At 66.4% G+C, this 14,953-nt stretch carries 16 protein-coding genes; 10 read left to right on the top strand and 6 right to left on the bottom strand.

Features of this window, described 5'->3' with window-relative positions; genetic code table 11:
• From tolA to A9973_RS16470, 6 genes are all read left to right on the top strand, one after another.
• On the top strand, positions 1 to 817 hold an 817-nt coding region (tolA, locus tag A9973_RS16495), incomplete at its 5' end, for a cell envelope integrity protein TolA (protein WP_183014809.1).
• A gap of 16 nt (positions 818 to 833) precedes the next feature.
• The gene (gene tolB, locus A9973_RS16490) at positions 834 to 2,156 is read left to right on the top strand and encodes a Tol-Pal system beta propeller repeat protein TolB (protein WP_183014815.1); all 1,323 of its coding nucleotides are present in this window, start codon (positions 834 to 836) and stop codon (positions 2,154 to 2,156) included.
• Positions 2,157 to 2,187: 31 nt separating this feature from the next.
• Positions 2,188 to 2,688, top strand: coding sequence for a peptidoglycan-associated lipoprotein Pal (gene pal, locus A9973_RS16485; RefSeq protein WP_183014808.1), 501 nt, complete (start codon positions 2,188 to 2,190; stop codon positions 2,686 to 2,688).
• Between the two features lie 86 nt (positions 2,689 to 2,774).
• A complete protein-coding gene (ybgF, locus tag A9973_RS16480; RefSeq protein WP_183014807.1) occupies positions 2,775 to 3,461 on the top strand; it encodes a tol-pal system protein YbgF in 687 nt (228 codons plus the stop codon).
• A complete protein-coding gene (locus A9973_RS16475) occupies positions 3,461 to 4,504 on the top strand; it encodes an iron ABC transporter permease (protein ID WP_183014806.1) in 1,044 nt (347 codons plus the stop codon). Before ybgF ends, A9973_RS16475 begins: the two co-directional genes overlap by 1 nt.
• Complete coding sequence (locus A9973_RS16470) at positions 4,501 to 5,298, top strand: ABC transporter ATP-binding protein (protein WP_183014805.1); 798 nt, start codon at positions 4,501 to 4,503, stop codon at positions 5,296 to 5,298. Before A9973_RS16475 ends, A9973_RS16470 begins: the two co-directional genes overlap by 4 nt.
• Positions 5,299 to 5,327: 29 nt before the next feature.
• Here A9973_RS16470 and A9973_RS16465 read toward each other — a convergent pair whose 3' ends face one another.
• On the bottom strand, positions 5,328 to 5,825 hold the full coding sequence (locus A9973_RS16465; RefSeq protein ID WP_183014804.1) for a YbaK/EbsC family protein: 498 nt from the start codon (positions 5,823 to 5,825) through the stop codon (positions 5,328 to 5,330).
• Between the two features lie 111 nt (positions 5,826 to 5,936).
• Between A9973_RS16465 and A9973_RS16460 the strand changes: the two genes are divergently transcribed.
• Positions 5,937 to 6,746, top strand: coding sequence for an alpha/beta fold hydrolase (locus tag A9973_RS16460; protein WP_183014803.1), 810 nt, complete (start codon positions 5,937 to 5,939; stop codon positions 6,744 to 6,746).
• A 12-nt stretch (positions 6,747 to 6,758) separates the two neighbouring features.
• On the opposite strand, the gene A9973_RS16455 is transcribed toward A9973_RS16460, so the two are convergent.
• A complete protein-coding gene (locus A9973_RS16455; RefSeq protein ID WP_183014802.1) occupies positions 6,759 to 7,229 on the bottom strand; it encodes an Lrp/AsnC family transcriptional regulator in 471 nt (156 codons plus the stop codon).
• Between the two features lie 244 nt (positions 7,230 to 7,473).
• Here A9973_RS16455 and A9973_RS16450 point away from each other — a divergent pair, with 244 nt between their 5' ends.
• Positions 7,474 to 8,430 (top strand): DMT family transporter, encoded by a 957-nt coding sequence (locus A9973_RS16450; protein WP_255469186.1) that lies wholly within the window; start codon positions 7,474 to 7,476, stop codon positions 8,428 to 8,430.
• Positions 8,431 to 8,445: 15 nt separating this feature from the next.
• Here A9973_RS16450 and fusA read toward each other — a convergent pair whose 3' ends face one another.
• The 4 genes from fusA to A9973_RS16430 form a co-directional block, all read right to left on the bottom strand.
• Positions 8,446 to 10,557, bottom strand: coding sequence for an elongation factor G (fusA, locus tag A9973_RS16445; protein WP_183014801.1), 2,112 nt, complete (start codon positions 10,555 to 10,557; stop codon positions 8,446 to 8,448).
• Between the two features lie 267 nt (positions 10,558 to 10,824).
• Positions 10,825 to 11,289, bottom strand: a complete 465-nt coding sequence (locus A9973_RS16440; protein ID WP_183014800.1) for a universal stress protein — start codon at positions 11,287 to 11,289, stop codon at positions 10,825 to 10,827.
• A 99-nt stretch (positions 11,290 to 11,388) separates the two neighbouring features.
• A complete protein-coding gene (locus tag A9973_RS16435) occupies positions 11,389 to 11,733 on the bottom strand; it encodes a TIGR01244 family sulfur transferase (protein ID WP_006225970.1) in 345 nt (114 codons plus the stop codon).
• A 29-nt stretch (positions 11,734 to 11,762) separates the two neighbouring features.
• A complete protein-coding gene (locus tag A9973_RS16430) occupies positions 11,763 to 13,178 on the bottom strand; it encodes a PLP-dependent aminotransferase family protein (protein WP_183014813.1) in 1,416 nt (471 codons plus the stop codon).
• A 213-nt stretch (positions 13,179 to 13,391) separates the two neighbouring features.
• On the opposite strand from A9973_RS16430, the gene A9973_RS16425 reads away from it, so the two are divergent.
• Both A9973_RS16425 and A9973_RS16420 read left to right on the top strand, forming a co-directional pair.
• The gene (locus A9973_RS16425) at positions 13,392 to 14,312 is read left to right on the top strand and encodes a DMT family transporter (RefSeq protein ID WP_183014799.1); all 921 of its coding nucleotides are present in this window, start codon (positions 13,392 to 13,394) and stop codon (positions 14,310 to 14,312) included.
• Positions 14,309 to 14,953, top strand: a complete 645-nt coding sequence (locus tag A9973_RS16420; protein ID WP_183014798.1) for a LysE family translocator — start codon at positions 14,309 to 14,311, stop codon at positions 14,951 to 14,953. Before A9973_RS16425 ends, A9973_RS16420 begins: the two co-directional genes overlap by 4 nt.

Raw genomic sequence — 14,953 nt, 5'->3', positions numbered from 1 at the left:
CCCCCCTCCTCCGCCCAAGCCCGAACCCGAGGTTGCGGCCAAGACCGAGGAAGTGGACCCCGAGATCGCGATCCAGGAAGCGAAGAAGAAGCGCGAGCAGGAAGAGAAGGCGCGCCAGGCCGCCGAGGCCGCCAAGGAAAAGGCGCGCCTGGAAGAAGAGCGCAAGCAGGCTGAATTGAAGGAAAAGAAGCGCCTGGAGCAAGAACGCCAGGCTGCCGCCGATAAGGCCGCGGCTGAAAAGGCCGCCGCTGACAAGGCGGCTGCCGAGAAAGCCGCCGCCGACAAGACCGCCGCCGAAAAGAAGGCCAAGGACGACGCCGCCAAGAAGGCTGCCGCCGAAAAAGCCGCTGCCGACAAGGCTGCCGCCGAGAAATCGGCCGCCGACAAGGCCGCAGCTGAAAAGGCCGCTGCCGAGAAGGCGGCCGCCGCCAAGAAGGCGGCCGCGGACAAGGCCTTGAAGGATGCGTTCCGCAGCGACGCCCTGGGTGCCGCAGGCATCCCCGGCGGTACGGCGGACCGCAACCAGGCTGGCGGCGGACGCGATAACGGCTATGCCGCCAAGGTACGCGCCTGCATCCTTCCCGGCGTGGCTTACCAGCCCCCGCCTCGCAGCGGATCCGGGAATCCGACCGCGCAATACCGGGTACAGTTAGGTACTGACGGGAAGGTTAACGGCGTCTCGCTGACCGAATCCTCCGGCAACCCGGCGTTCGACCGCGCGGTCGAGACCGGTATCCGCCGCTGCAACCCCTTCCCGAAGCCCTCCACGGGCGGCTACGACAAGTTCATTGACGTAGTGCACAAAATGTATGATTGACAGGAGATTGATGAATATGACTCCCGCTTATAGCCGACGAGGTTCCCTCCTCGCTCTCTGGCGATCGTATGGGCTCGGTTTGCTGATGCTGACGCTGGCCTGCCTGATGGCAATGAAACCGGTCCACGCCCAGTTGCGCGTTGATATTTCCGGCACGGGCGCGACGCAGTATCCGGTCGCGATCGCGGATTTCGCGGTGGACGACACCCATGGTCGCGCCCTGGCTGAAGTGATCCGCGCCGACCTGACCCGCACGGGCCAGTTCCGCCTGATCAACGCCGCCGGTTCGGGCCTGAACGTCGATTCGCCCGTCGCCCATGACGACTGGCGCGGCAAAGGCGCCGACTTCCTGGCTTACGGCAGCATCACCCGTGGGGCCGATGGCCGCTACGATGTGCGCTACCGCCTGGCCGACACGGTCAAGAAGGGCCAATTGGACGGCGTGGCATTCTCGGGCACCGAGCAGGAATTGCGCCGCGTCGCCCACCAGATCGCCGACCGTATCTACGAGAAGATCACCGGCGTTCGCGGCGTGTTCTCGACCCGTATCGCCTACGTGTTGAAGCGGGGCGCCACCTACGAACTGCAAGTGGCCGACGCCGACGGGCAGAACCCGCAAGTGGCCCTGCGTTCGCGCGAGCCCATCATCTCGCCGTCCTGGTCGCCCGATGGCGCCAAGCTGGCGTACGTGAGCTTCGAGTCCGGCAAGCCGGTCGTGTACGTGCACACCCTGGCCACCAGCGCCCGCGTGCCTGTCGCCAACTTCAAGGGCAACAACAGCGCCCCCGCCTGGTCGCCCGACGGCTCCAAGCTGGCCGTGGCGTTGACGCGTGACGGTTTGTCGCAAATTTACATCGTTGGCGCGTCCGACGGGTCCAATCCCACGCGAGTTACGCGTTCTCCCGGGATTGACACCGAACCGACCTTTACGCCAGACGGTGCTTCCATTATCTTTACGAGTGACCGCAGCGGCGGGCCGCAAATCTATCAGACCGGCTCGACAGGTGGCGAAGCACGCCGCCTCACGTTTAATGGTGGTTACAACATATCACCCCGAATTTCCCCCGATGGATCGACGCTGCTGTACGTTGCAAGACGCGACGGCGCGTTTCGAATCGCGTCGTTGAACCTGTCCTCAGGCTCCGAATCCTTGATCACTGATGGTCGTGACGATCAGTCGCCAAGTTTCGCGCCGAATGGCATGCAAGTCCTATACGCCGCCATCCAAAATGGACGTAGCGTACTTGCGGGTGTTTCGAGCGATGGCCGCGTACGGCAGACGCTTTCGGTACTGAACGGGGAAATACGTGAACCGACTTGGGGCCCATTTACCCGATAACACGTGTGACTCTCTTTGCAAAGGAACTATCATGAAGTCGCGCATTGCCAAAAGCCTAACCATCGCCGCTCTGGCCGCCACCCTGGCAGCTTGCAGCTCCGTCCCTCTCGACGATAAAGCGGGTCAGGGCGGAGGCGCTGGCCAAGGATCTTCGGCCTCTGGCCAAATCCTTGATCCCTTTAACCCCCAAAGCATCCTGGCGCAACAGCGCTCGGTGTACTTTGATTTCGACAGCTACACCGTGTCGGACCAGTACCGCGGCTTGGTCGAAACCCACGCCCGCTACCTGGCTTCGCACCAGCAGCAGAAGGTCAAGATCGAAGGCAACACCGACGAACGCGGCGGTGCTGAGTACAACCTGGCCCTGGGCCAGCGTCGTGCAGACGCCGTGCGTCGCATGATGACCCTGCTGGGCGTCAGCGACAACCAGATCGAAGCCATCAGCTTCGGCAAAGAAAAGCCGAAGTCGACGGGAACGTCGGAAGCCGACTTTGCTGAAAACCGTCGCGCCGATATCAACTATCTGCGTTAAGCTTTTCGCATAGTCAAAGAGCCCTACCACGCGTCGGGACGGTCAGCCGGCCGTCCCGACGTTTGTTTTTATACCCGGGAATATTCATGCGCGATAACGTTCTGTCCCTGCGTCCTCTGATTGTGGCCACTGGCCTGGTGCTTGCGGCCCTGACGGCGCCCGCTCACGCTTTTTCCGATGATGAAGCCCGTAAGGCCATCCTGGATTTGCGTCAGCAGGTTCAGCAGCAGAACGAGCAAAGCCAACGCGCCAAGCTGCAATTGGCCGACCAGATTCAATCCCTGCAGCAGGAAGTGGCGCAGTTGCGCGACCAGTTGGAACTGGTGTCCCGCCAGCAACCCAGCGCCAAGCCGGGTGCTCCCAGCGGCACGAATCCCCCGGGCGCCACCGCGGGCGATCCGCAAGAGCAAGCCGCGTATGACGGTGCGATGGACCTGTTCCGCAAGGGCCAATACAAGGACGCCGCAGAATCGCTGGCCGCCTTCACCGCGCTCTACCCGAACAGCCAGCTGGCTCCCAGCGCGCAGTTCTACCTGGGCAGCAGCCGCTACGGCATGAAGGACTTCAAGGGCGCCATCGAGCAGTTGACCAGCATGGTCCAGAAGTCGCCCGACAACGCGCGCGCGCCGGACGCCCTGCTGATCATCGCCGGCGGCCAGATCGAATTGAACAACCGCGCCGGCGCCAAGGCGTCGCTGCAGCGCATCGTTCGCGACTACCCGAACGCGCCGGCTGCCGCCACGGCCAAGAGCCGCCTGCAACTGCTGCAGTAATGCTTCCCGCCGCAAGCGCGGTCAGCGCCTACCGGCACATCCTGCGCCGCCGCGCAGGGCTTCTCGCCCTGCTGCTGGCGGCGATTTTCATTGCGCTGCTGATCGACTTCACGGTGGGCCCGTCGGGCCTGCCCTGGCGCGATCTGTGGCAGACCCTGAGCGCGCCCGCCGCAGCCGATCCGACCTACCGCGTGATCGTGTGGGACATCCGCCTGCCTTCCGCCCTGATGGCTGCCCTGGTGGGCATGGCGCTGGGACTGGCGGGCGCCGAAATGCAGACGATCCTGAACAACCCGCTGGCCAGCCCCTTTACGCTGGGCGTGTCGTCCGCCGCCGCGTTCGGGGCATCGCTGGCGATTGTGCTGCAGCTGGGGCTGCCGGGCGTTCCCGACGGCTGGCTGATCGCCGGAAACGCGTTCCTGTTCGCCGTGCTGGCGGCGCTGATGCTGGACGCCGTGGCCCGCTGGAGCGGCATGAACACGTCGGGCGTCGTGCTGTTCGGCATCGCCATGGTGTTCACATTCAATGCGCTGGTATCGCTGGTGCAGTTCCTGGCCAGCGCCGAAGCGCTGCAGAACCTGGTGTTCTGGACGATGGGCAGCCTGTCGCGCTCCAGCTGGACGACGGTGGGCGTCCTGGCGCTGGCCATTGCGTTGGCGTTGCCGCTGGCGATGCGCCAGTCCTGGAAGCTGACCGCGCTACGCCTGGGCGAAGAGCGCGCCGCCAGTTTCGGCGTGGACGTGCGCCGGGTGCGCGTCGCGGCGCTGGCGCGCGTCAGCCTGCTGTCGGCGCTGGCCGTCGCGTTCGTGGGGACCATCGGGTTCATCGGGCTGGTGGCGCCGCATATCGCGCGCCGGCTGTTCGGTGAAGACCACCGCTTTTACCTGCCCGGCAGCGCGCTGGTCGGCGCGCTGATCCTGTCGCTGGCATCCGTCGTTTCCAAGAACCTGCTGCCCGGCGTCGTCGTGCCCGTGGGCATCGTGACGGCGCTGGTCGGCATCCCCTTCTTCGTGTCGGTGGTGTTGCGCCGGCAATTGCCATGACGCACGGCGCCGCGCTGGGCATCCAGGAGCTGAGCGCCGGCTATGGCCGGGGCGACGTGCTGCACGCGCTATCGATCCCGGCGCTTGCCGCAGGTGAAGTGACCGCCCTGCTCGGCCCGAACGGCAGCGGCAAATCCACCTTGCTGAAAGCGCTGGCGGGCCTCGTCCGCACGCGCACCGGAAACGTCTTGCTTGATGGACAGGACCTGACCCGGCTGGGCGTGGGCGAACGCGCCCGCCACATGGTCTACCTGCCCCAGAGCCTGCCTGCCGCGGTGCACTTGCGGGTGTTCGAATCGGTGCTGGTGGCGGCGAACGCCAGCCGCGGCACGCTGGCGGCTGGCACGGACCTGGCCGGCATCGACCGTCTTCTGGACCGGTTGGGCATCGCGCACCTGGCCCTGCATTATCTGGATTCGCTGTCGGGCGGGCAGAAGCAGCTGGTGGGGTTGGCGCAGGCGCTGATCCGCCATCCGCGCGTGCTGCTGCTGGACGAGCCCCTGTCAGCCTTGGACCTGAACTACCAGTTCCACGTGATGCGGCTGCTGAAGCAGGAAACGCGCGAGCACGGGCTGATCAGCATCATCGTGCTGCACGACCTGAACGTGGCATTGCAGCACGCGGACCGCGCCGTGATGATCCAGGCGGGCCGGTTGCACGCCGAGGGCGCGCCGAAGGACGTGATCACGCCGGCCTCGCTGGCGGAGGTCTACGGCGTGCAGGGCCGGGTGGAAGTCTGCTCGCGGGGCCTGCGCCAGGTACTGATCGACGGCCTGGACGAACACCCGCGCTGAACAGCGCTCGCGTCCCGGATGCGGTGAATTCAGGCGCGCAAGGCCACATCCACGACCGGCGCGCCGGTCATGTCCGCCAGTTGCCGCGGCGTCAGATTGAACACGGCGTGCGGGTGGCCCGCCGCCGCCCACAGGCTGTCGTAATTGAACAGGTCCGCATCCAGCAGCATGACGGGCTTGACGGCATGGCCGATCGGGCAGACCCCGCCGATGGCATAGCCGGTCTTTTCGCGCACGAATTTGGCGTCTGCCTTGGCCAGGGCGCCGACCTGCCCGGCCACCTTGGCCTCGTCCACGCGATTGGCGCCGCTGGCGATGACCAGCACCGGCGCATCGTCGGAAGCCCGCCGGAAGATGATCGACTTGGCGATCTGCGCCACTTCGCACCCCAGGCCCGCCGCCGCTTCCGCCGAGGTCTTGCCCGATTGCGGCAGGACGACGACGGGCTTGTCATGCCCGATCTCAAGCAGCAGGCGGGCGACGCGTTGGGCGGATTCGGGTAAGGCGGCGAGGGACTCGGGGGACATCGTGGCGGGCTCCATGAAAGACTGCGACCGAGTTTATCAGCGGCGGCCGGCGCTGGCCCCCGGGCGGCGGCGGGCTAGAATGCGGACCTGGCTTTCCCCTTCCCGACCTCCATGCGTTCCGAACCCGTCCTGCCCCTGCAAACCGCGTTGATCGGCGGCTACGCCATGTCCTACACCGAGTACGGCAGCGGCACGCCGCTGGTGCTGGTGCACGGATCGCTGTCGGACTGCCGCTACTGGAAGTCGCAGATGGCGCCGTTGGGCAAGTCGTTCCGGGTGCTGGCGGTGTGCCTGCGCCGCTACTGGCCGGAAGCCTGGAACGGAGAAGGGGACGGTTTTTCGATCGAGCAGCATGCCAGCGACGTGCTGGAGTTCATCGATACCGTCGCCGGCGGCCCCGCCCATCTGGTGGGCCATTCCCGCGGCGGCCGCGTGGCGCTGGAAGCCGCGCTGCGCCAGCCCGACGCGCTGCGCAGCCTGACATTGGCTGATCCGGGGCTGCCGCTTCCGGGCGGCGACGATTCGCGCGGGGGCTTCCGCCAGCGCGCCTTGGCGCTGATCCGCCAGGGCGACATCGAGGAAGGCCTGGCGCTATTCGTGGACACGGTGACGGGGCCCGACACGTGGCAGCGCATGGTGCCGTGGTTCAAGGAAATGGTGCGCGACAACGTCGGCACGCTTTTCGGCCAGGCGGAGGAAAAGCCCGAAGCCCTGACGCCCCAGCAGATCGGCACGCTGAAGCTGCCGACATTGCTGATCGGCGGCGCGCTGAGCCCCGCCCCCTACCCCGCCGTACTGGACGCCCTGTCGCAATGGGTGCCGCACGCGCACCGCGTGACGGTCATCGGATCGTCGCACGGCATGAACCTGGGCAACCCCCGCGCCTTCAACGGCGCCATCGAAGAATTCATCGGGGGCTGAGGCCCGCCCCGCTTACGGCTCCACTGACGGCGTGTGCTTCAAGCGCCGCAGGACGAACGTGGAACGGCTGTGGCGCACGCCGCGCAGCTTGTAGAGCCGTTTGCGCAGGAATTCTTCGTAGCCTTCGGTGCCCGCCACGGCCACCTTGATCAGGTAGTCGTATTCGCCCGTGACCAGAAAGGCTTCGACCACTTCGGGCAGCCGGGTGATCTCTTCGCCAAAACGCGCCAGCGACTCGTCGTCGTGGTGCTCCAGCGTGACCTCGATCATGACGGTATCCGGCAGACCCAGCGCCTTTTGATTCAGCAAGGCCGCGTAGCCCTCGATCACGCCGGCCTCTTCCAGCGCCTTGACCCGGTTCCAGCAAGGCGTAGGCGACAGGCCCACCTGCTCGGCCAGTTTCAGGTTGGTCAGGCGGCCGTCGGCGCGCAAGGCGCGCAGGATCTTGCGGTCGGTTTCGTCGATTTTCGGGGTGACGGACATGGCTGGCGGATCCATAAAGAGAACATCCCTGCAAAAGCGGATTTTACAAGATAGATATTCCTCAGAATCCGCCAAACTGGCGTGAATCAGGAAACCTATTTTGTTTCCCCAGCCGTAGACTTTCCACCAAGACGGGCCCTATCCCGCCCGTCGGATTTCGACGCCTGCGCCGCGGCACAACCCGGCGCGCGCGCCGGCAGTTCCAACGCAGCAATCCGCGCGCCGATCCGCGTGGCTGGAAACCATGTCTCACGCAGCAGCAGTACCCGCAAGAAACGGCCTGGGCCTGTCCGGCACCGCCATGCTCCTGACCGCCCCGGCGTTGTTCGCGTCAAACATGGTCGCCGCCCGCTGGGCCCACGACGCCAGCCTTCCCCCCGTCTTCCTTGCCTTCGGCCGCTGGCTGCTGGCCTTGCTGATCCTGCTGCCGTTGGCCGCCCCGGCCCTGCGCGCGCACCGCCGCGCCCTGTGGCGCGGCCTGCCCGCCTTGCTGCCGCTGGCGGTGCTGGGCATGGGCGTAGCGGTGGCGCCGCAATACATCGGCGCGCAAACCACCAGCGCCACCAACATCGCCCTGATCTTTTCGTGCAGCCCCATCCTGGTGGCGCTGCTGGAAGCGCTGATCTGGCGCAAGCCGCTGTCGGCGCTGCGGGCAGCCGGGCTGGTGATGGCCCTGGGCGGCGTGCTGGTGGTGCTGTCGCGCGGCGACCTCCAGGCGCTGGCCCGGCTGGCCTTCGGGCAGGGCGACCTGTGGGTGCTGCTGGCCGCCACGGGCTGGGCGTTCTACACGGTGTTGCAAAAACGCCTGGCCATGCCCGCCGTGCCGGACAGCGCCCGGCTGGCGACGATGATGCTGGGCGGCGTGCTGGCGCTGGCGCCGTTTGCGGGCATCGAAGCCGCAGCGGGCGCCACGCCGCCGTGGACGGACCCGCGCCTGGCGGCCGTGCTGCTGTTCCTGGCTGTGGTGCCCAGCCTGGGCGCCTACTACGTCTACGGCCGGCTGATCAGTCAGGCGGACCCCGCCACGGCGGGGCTGTCGATGTTCCTGGTGCCGGTGTATGCCGCCCTGCTGGCCTGGCCCCTGCTGGGCGAGACCCCGCAGCTGTTCCACGCTTACGGCTTCGTGATGATCCTGATGGGCGTAAAGATGGCGTCTTCGCGCATACGGGCGAGGGCAGCCACCGCGGCCGCCCCCGCCTGACCCCGTTGCGGGGAGTCAGCGGCCCGCGCCCTGGGCCGCGATGACTTCCTGCGCCACCTGGCGCGGCGCTTCGGCGTAGTGCTTGAACTCCATCGTGTAGGTCGCGCGCCCCTGGGTCAGCGACCGCAGCGACGTCGAATAGCCGAACATCTCGGCCAGCGGCACTTCGGCGCGCACCACCTTGCCGCCGCCGCCCGCGATGTCTTCCATGCCCTGCACCATGCCGCGCCGCGACGACAAGTCGCCCATCACGTTGCCGGTGAAATCTTCGGGCGTCTCGACTTCGACCTGCATCATCGGTTCCAGCAAGACCGGATCGGCGCGGCGCATGCCTTCCTTGAAGGCCATCGAGCCGGCCATCTTGAACGCGTTCTCGTTCGAGTCCACGTCGTGGTACGAACCGAAGAACAACGTCGCCTTCACGTCCACCACCGGATAGCCCGCCAGCACGCCGGCATTCAGCGATTCGCGGATGCCCTTGTCGACCGCCGGGATGTATTCGCGCGGCACCACGCCGCCCTTGATGGCGTCGACGAATTCGTAGCCCTTGCCCGGCTCTTGCGGTTCCAGCTTCAGCACCACATGGCCGTATTGGCCACGCCCGCCCGACTGCTTGACGAACTTGCCTTCGACTTCGTTGCAGGCCTTGCGGATGGTTTCGCGGTAGGCCACTTGCGGCTTGCCCACGGTGGCCTCGACGTTGAACTCGCGCTTCATGCGGTCGACCAGAATCTCCAGGTGCAGCTCACCCATGCCCGAGATGATGGTCTGGCCCGATTCCTCGTCGGTGCGCACGCGGAACGACGGGTCCTCTTGCGCCAGGCGGTTCAGCGCGATGCCCATCTTTTCCTGATCGGCCTTGGTCTTCGGTTCCACGGCCTGCGAAATCACGGGTTCGGGGAAGACCATGCGCTCCAGGATGATGACGTGCGCCGGATCCGACAGCGTATCGCCCGTGGTGACGTCCTTGATGCCGACGGCCGCGGCGATGTCCCCCGCATACACCTCGGTGATTTCGCGGCGTTCGTTCGCGTGCATCTGCAGGATGCGGCCCAGCCGCTCCTTCCTGCCCTTGATCGGGTTGTAGACGGAGTCGCCGGATTTCACCACGCCGGAATACACGCGGAAGAACACGAGCTGCCCGACGAACGGGTCGGTCATGATCTTGAAGGCCAGCGCCGAGAACGGCTCGTTGTCGGCCGGATGGCGCTCGATTTCGCGATCGCGCTCGTCGTGCCCCTTGATGGCGGGCACGTCCAGCGGCGACGGCATGTAGTCGATGACGGCATCCAGCATCGCCTGCACGCCCTTGTTCTTGAAGGCGCTGCCGCACAGCATGGGCACGATCTCGTTGGCGACGGTGCGCGTGCGCAAGCCCAGCTTGATCTCGTCTTCCGTCAGGGTTTCGCCCGACAGGTACTTTTCAAGCAGGGTCTCGTTGGCCTCGGCGGCCTTCTCCACCATCTTGTCGTGCCATGTCTGCGCCTCGTCCAGCATGGACGCGGGGATGTCCTCGTACTTGAACTTCACGCCCTGGCTGGCGTCGTCCCAGATGATGGCCTTCATCTTGACCAGGTCGATCACGCCTTCGAAATGGTCTTCGGCGCCCACCGGCAACTGGATCGGCACGGCGTCGCCTTTGAGCCGTTCGGCGATCTGGCGCTGCACGCGCAGGAAGTCCGCGCCTACGCGGTCCATCTTGTTGACGAAGGCCAGCCGCGGCACCTTGTATTTGTTGGCTTGCCGCCAGACGGTTTCGGACTGCGGCTGCACGCCGCCCACCGCGTCATAGACCATGACGGCGCCGTCCAGCACGCGCATGGACCGTTCGACTTCGATGGTGAAGTCCACGTGCCCTGGCGTGTCGATGATGTTGATGCGGTGTTCGGGATAGTTGCCCGCCATGCCCTTCCAGAAGGCGGTGGTGGCGGCCGACGTGATGGTGATGCCGCGTTCCTGCTCTTGCTCCATCCAGTCCATCACGGCGGCGCCGTCATGGACTTCGCCGATCTTGTGGGTGATGCCGGTGTAGAAGAGGATGCGCTCGGTCGTCGTCGTTTTGCCCGCGTCGATATGGGCGCTGATGCCGATATTGCGGTAAAGCTCGATACGCGTCTTGCGAGTCATGGCCTCTTCCTTGCAGTGAACCACTATGCACGTACGGCAAGCCCGACCGGGCGCTGCCGCGGCGGGCGCCATGCCGCGTGGAGTACTGGGGAATGCGGAACCGCGCCCGCGCTGATGCGTAAATATTACGCGCCGCACGGCAAGATACAAGAACCAATCGGCGGCGGACCGGAAAAAAGAAATTCATGGCCGCAATAGGCAAAAAAAAGCCCCTTGCTTGCAAGGGGCTTTATCGCGCTTGCACCGGCATGACGCCGGGCGTGGCACTTACTTCTTTTCTTCCTTGACGCGGTAGACCAGCACGGCGGTGCTGGCCAGCGACAGCACCTTGGCCGTGACGCTGCCCAGCAGCAGGCGCGACAGGCCGCTGCGGCCGTGGCTGCCGATGAAGATCAGGTCGCAACCAGCGTCGGTGGCGGCCTGCACGATGCCGTCGGCCACGTTGAAGTTGGACACGGCGCGCGATTCGGACTTGACGCCGCCGGTGTCGGCGCGGTCGGTGATCTGCTTCAGGTACTTGTCGGCTTGCTCGGCCGATGCCTTTTCGTAGTCTTCGTCGGTGATGGCGTAGGCCGCGGCCATGCCGTCAAAACCGATCGTGGCGGCAAAGGGCTGCGTCACGTACAGGGCGACGACTTCAGCGCCCACGGAACGTGCGAAGGAAATGCCCGCGTTGGCGGCTTGGGCCGACAGCGGCGAACCGTCGGTGGGAATCAGGATCTTCTTGAACATCTTGCCTGCTCCTGTTTGAGAGGAATCTTTATGCTACCGGAAAGCCGCCAGGTTCACATCAATGGAACCCGGCGGGATTGATGCGCGTCAAGCGCCGTTTCAGCCCAGTTGCTGGGCGGCGGCGAAGAGATTGGTGCAGCGGGTGCCGGTGCGGCAATAGGCCAGCACGGGGCCCGGCAGGGTCTTGAGCAGTTCGGCGAAGCGCACCACGTCGGACACCGTCATGGCGCTGCCCACCACGGGCTGGTATTCCACCGCCAGGCCGGCGGCGGCCGCGGCCTTGGACACGTCGGCAGCGGTGGGCTGGTCCGGGCCGCCTTCAAAGTCGGGGCGGTTGATGATGACGCTCTTGTAGCCGGCGGCGGCCACATCGGCCATGTCGTCGGGACCCAATTGAGGCGCGACGGCAAAGTTTTCGGTCAGGGGTTTGATGGGTGCGGACATGGCGGTTCCTTCAGATAGACAGCTGCGTATTATTGATTGTAGGAGCCGTTTTGCGCGAAGAGTTTTTCCAATTCTGTCCAGATGCCCCGGTCATCCGCGATCGAAACCGAAAAGCGCAGCATGGTCGAGGGCGCCTGGGACGGCGAGAACAGCGTGCCCGGCGCCAGCAGCATGCCCCGGTCGGCGGCCTCGCGCGCCAGCACTTCCGTGTCGCGCCCGCAATCGGCCCACACGAACATCCCCGCGTTGGGCTCGTGGTGCACCGTCAGCCCCAGCTTCAGGAGCCCCCGCATGCACCGCTGGCGCGCATCGTCCACCCGGGCGCGCACGCGTTCGATGTGGCGTCGGTATTGCCCTTCCATCAGCACGCGGTGGACCACGCGTTCGCCCAGTTCGGGCGAAGTCAGCCCGGCCAGCATTTTCAGGTCGGCCAGCTTTTGCAGGATGTCGGGATTGGCGGCCACATAGCCCACGCGCAGGCTGGCCGCCAGCGTCTTGGAATAGCCGCTGACGAGGATCACGCGGTTCAAGCGGTCCAGCACCGCCAGTTTCATGGCGCCGCCGGGGTGCAGTTCGCCGTAGGTGTCGTCTTCGACCACCAGGAAATCGTGGCGCTCGGCGATCCGCAGGATGTCGTAGGCCACGCCGGCCGACAACGTGTGGCCGGTCGGGTTGTGCACGGCGCTGTTGATGATGAAGAGCTTGGGTTTGTGCTCGGCCGCCATCCGTTCCAGCATGGCGATGTCCGGGCCGTCCGGCCCGCGCGGCACGCCGATCAGCCGCGCGCCGAATGCCGCCAGCCGGCCGAAGATGACGAACCATGCCGGGTCTTCGACCAGTACGGTGTCGCCCGGCTTGACCAGGTGGCGCGCGATCAGGTCCAGGCCGTGGGTCACGCCGTTGGTGGTCAGCAGGTTCAGTTCGGGATGCGCCGGCACGCCGTCGTTCTGCAATGACGCGGCGATCTGCTGGCGCAACGGCGCGAAGCCCTGCGGGTGGCCGTAGCTGACCAGATTGGCCCGCACCGAACGGCCGACCGCGCGCACGGCGCCCGCCACCATATCGGGGTCCAGCCATTCGGCCGGCAGCAGGCCGGCCCCGCCCGGCATGCCCGAGGCGGTGGTTTCGCGGAACATGCTGCGCAGCAGCCAGGCGATGTCCACTCGCGCCGGCGGCGCCAGCGTCGTGGCGGGCGCGGTGGCCACTGCCGCCAAGGGGCCACTGCGCGCACGCACGAAAAAACCCGCGCCGCGGCGCGATTGGACCAGGCCACGGGCCACCAGCCGGTCGTACGCTTCGACGACAGTGAAGCGGCTGACGCCCGACTGTTCGGCCATCTTGCGGATGGAGGGCAGGCGCGTGCCGGGCCGCAACCCCTGTTCGTCGATGCGGCGGGCCAGGCCATCGGCCAGCTGCGTCACCAGGGAAGCATCGGCCTGGCGCACGGGCTGCCAGGGCATGGAGGGCGCCGACGGCGCGGAAGCAGGGGCAACTGTCATGGGGATTCGACCAGGCCAGTGATTAAAGTGATATGCCTAAGTGTACCGGTACTGTACCGATAACTATGCGTAGAGTGACAGCAATACGGAAAGCCCGCAACTGCGAGCATCCCCAGCCCCCTCACCTCCTTGCCGTCCGCACGCTCCCAGGCAACCGTCATGACCCGATCCGCGCCCTATCCGTCCCCGCTGGCCACGCCCCTCGCCCCGCCCTCTGTCTGGGAGGGCTATGGCTACGGCTTCCTGGGCGTACTGGTCTTTTCCCTGACGCTGCCGATGACGCGGCTGGCGGTATCCGAACTGGCGCCGCTGCTGGTGGGCCTGGGACGCGCGCTAGTGGCTGCGGTGCCGGCGATCGCCCTGCTGTGGCTGACGCGCAGCCGGCGGCCGACGCGCCAGGAATGGCCTGGCGTGATCCTGGCCGCGCTGGGCATCGTCGTAGGCTGGCCGCTGGCCTCTACGCTGGCAATGCAGAGCGTGTCGTCTTCGCACGGCGCAGTATTCAACGGCCTGTTGCCGCTGTCGACGGCCGCCTTCGCGGCGTTGCGCAGCGGCGAACGCCCGTCGGCGTCGTTCTGGGGCTGGGCGGTGGTGGGCGCCGCGCTGGTCACGGCCTTTGCCTTGCGCCAGGGCCACGGTACGCTGTCCACGGGCGACTTGTGGCTGCTGGTGGCCGTGGTGCTGGGCGGCATGGGCTATGCCGAAGGCGCCCGCGCGGCACGCACGCTGGGCGGCTGGCGCACGATATGCTGGGCATTGGCGATCAGCGCGCCCGTGGTGGTGGCGCCGGTCGGCTGGATGGCCGCGCAGGCCCAGTGGCCTAGCGCCACGGTGATTTCCGCCTGCGCCTACCTGGCGTTCGGTTCGATGTTCCTGGGATTCTTCGCCTGGTATCGCGGCCTGGCCGTGGGCGGGATCGCCCGGGTCGGTCAAGTGCAGTTGCTGCAGCCCTTCCTGACGGTCGTGGCGGCGGCATTGTTGTTTGGCGAATCCGTGGAGCCGTCGACGTTCGTCTTCGCCGCTGCCGTGATCGCCGTTATCGCCGGCGGACGCCGCGCTATTGTCAGGACCAAAAAATGAATCTGCTTCCGACCAACTGGGCCGACGTGCCCTTGGCTTCCGCCTCGTTGCTGGGCCCGCTGGCGCTGTTCGCGCTGGTCAGCTCGATCACGCCGGGGCCCAACAACGTCATGCTGGCCTCGTCCGGCCTGAACTTCGGTTTCCGCCGCAGCATGCCGCACCTGCTGGGCGTGAACCTGGGCTTCACGCTGATGATCTTCCTGGTGGGCATCGGGCTGGGTTCGGTGTTCCAGCAAGTGCCCGAGCTGTACACGGTGCTGAAGTACGCCGGCGCCGCGTACCTGCTTTACCTGGCCTGGAAGATCGCCAATTCCGGCGGCATGGACGAAGGCGAAGCCCGCGGCAAGCCGTTCACCTTCCTGCAGGCCGCGGCGTTCCAGTGGGTCAACCCGAAGGCGTGGGTGATGGCGGTGGGCGTCGTGGCGACCTACACGCCGCAGAACGGCTTCTTCGCCAACCTCGTCATCGCCACGCTGGTCTGCGGCATCGTCAACCTGCCCAGCATCGGCGTGTGGGTCACGTTCGGCACCGCGCTGCGCCGGGTGCTGCACAAGCCCTGGGCGGTGCGCGCGTTCAACGTGGGCATGGCGCTGCTGCTGGTGGCGTCCCTGTACCCGGTGGCGCTGGAACTGCTGCGCTGA

The organism is Achromobacter sp. UMC46, from assembly GCF_014170335.1.
GTDB lineage: Bacteria > Pseudomonadota > Gammaproteobacteria > Burkholderiales > Burkholderiaceae_B > Achromobacter.
Note: the sequence above shows the minus strand (reverse complement) of the source record. Positions and strands in the feature narration are given on the sequence as shown.

Coding starts and splice junctions, on each gene's coding strand:
- tolB (WP_183014815.1), top strand. CDS start 834: ATGACTCCCGCTTATAGCCGACGAGGTTCCCTCCTCGCTCTCTGGCGA.
- pal (WP_183014808.1), top strand. CDS start 2,188: ATGAAGTCGCGCATTGCCAAAAGCCTAACCATCGCCGCTCTGGCCGCC.
- ybgF (WP_183014807.1), top strand. CDS start 2,775: ATGCGCGATAACGTTCTGTCCCTGCGTCCTCTGATTGTGGCCACTGGC.
- A9973_RS16475 (WP_183014806.1), top strand. CDS start 3,461: ATGCTTCCCGCCGCAAGCGCGGTCAGCGCCTACCGGCACATCCTGCGC.
- A9973_RS16470 (WP_183014805.1), top strand. CDS start 4,501: ATGACGCACGGCGCCGCGCTGGGCATCCAGGAGCTGAGCGCCGGCTAT.
- A9973_RS16465 (WP_183014804.1), bottom strand. CDS start 5,825: ATGTCCCCCGAGTCCCTCGCCGCCTTACCCGAATCCGCCCAACGCGTC.
- A9973_RS16460 (WP_183014803.1), top strand. CDS start 5,937: ATGCGTTCCGAACCCGTCCTGCCCCTGCAAACCGCGTTGATCGGCGGC.
- A9973_RS16455 (WP_183014802.1), bottom strand. CDS start 7,229: ATGTCCGTCACCCCGAAAATCGACGAAACCGACCGCAAGATCCTGCGC.
- A9973_RS16450 (WP_255469186.1), top strand. CDS start 7,474: ATGTCTCACGCAGCAGCAGTACCCGCAAGAAACGGCCTGGGCCTGTCC.
- fusA (WP_183014801.1), bottom strand. CDS start 10,557: ATGACTCGCAAGACGCGTATCGAGCTTTACCGCAATATCGGCATCAGC.
- A9973_RS16440 (WP_183014800.1), bottom strand. CDS start 11,289: ATGTTCAAGAAGATCCTGATTCCCACCGACGGTTCGCCGCTGTCGGCC.
- A9973_RS16435 (WP_006225970.1), bottom strand. CDS start 11,733: ATGTCCGCACCCATCAAACCCCTGACCGAAAACTTTGCCGTCGCGCCT.
- A9973_RS16425 (WP_183014799.1), top strand. CDS start 13,392: ATGACCCGATCCGCGCCCTATCCGTCCCCGCTGGCCACGCCCCTCGCC.
- A9973_RS16420 (WP_183014798.1), top strand. CDS start 14,309: ATGAATCTGCTTCCGACCAACTGGGCCGACGTGCCCTTGGCTTCCGCC.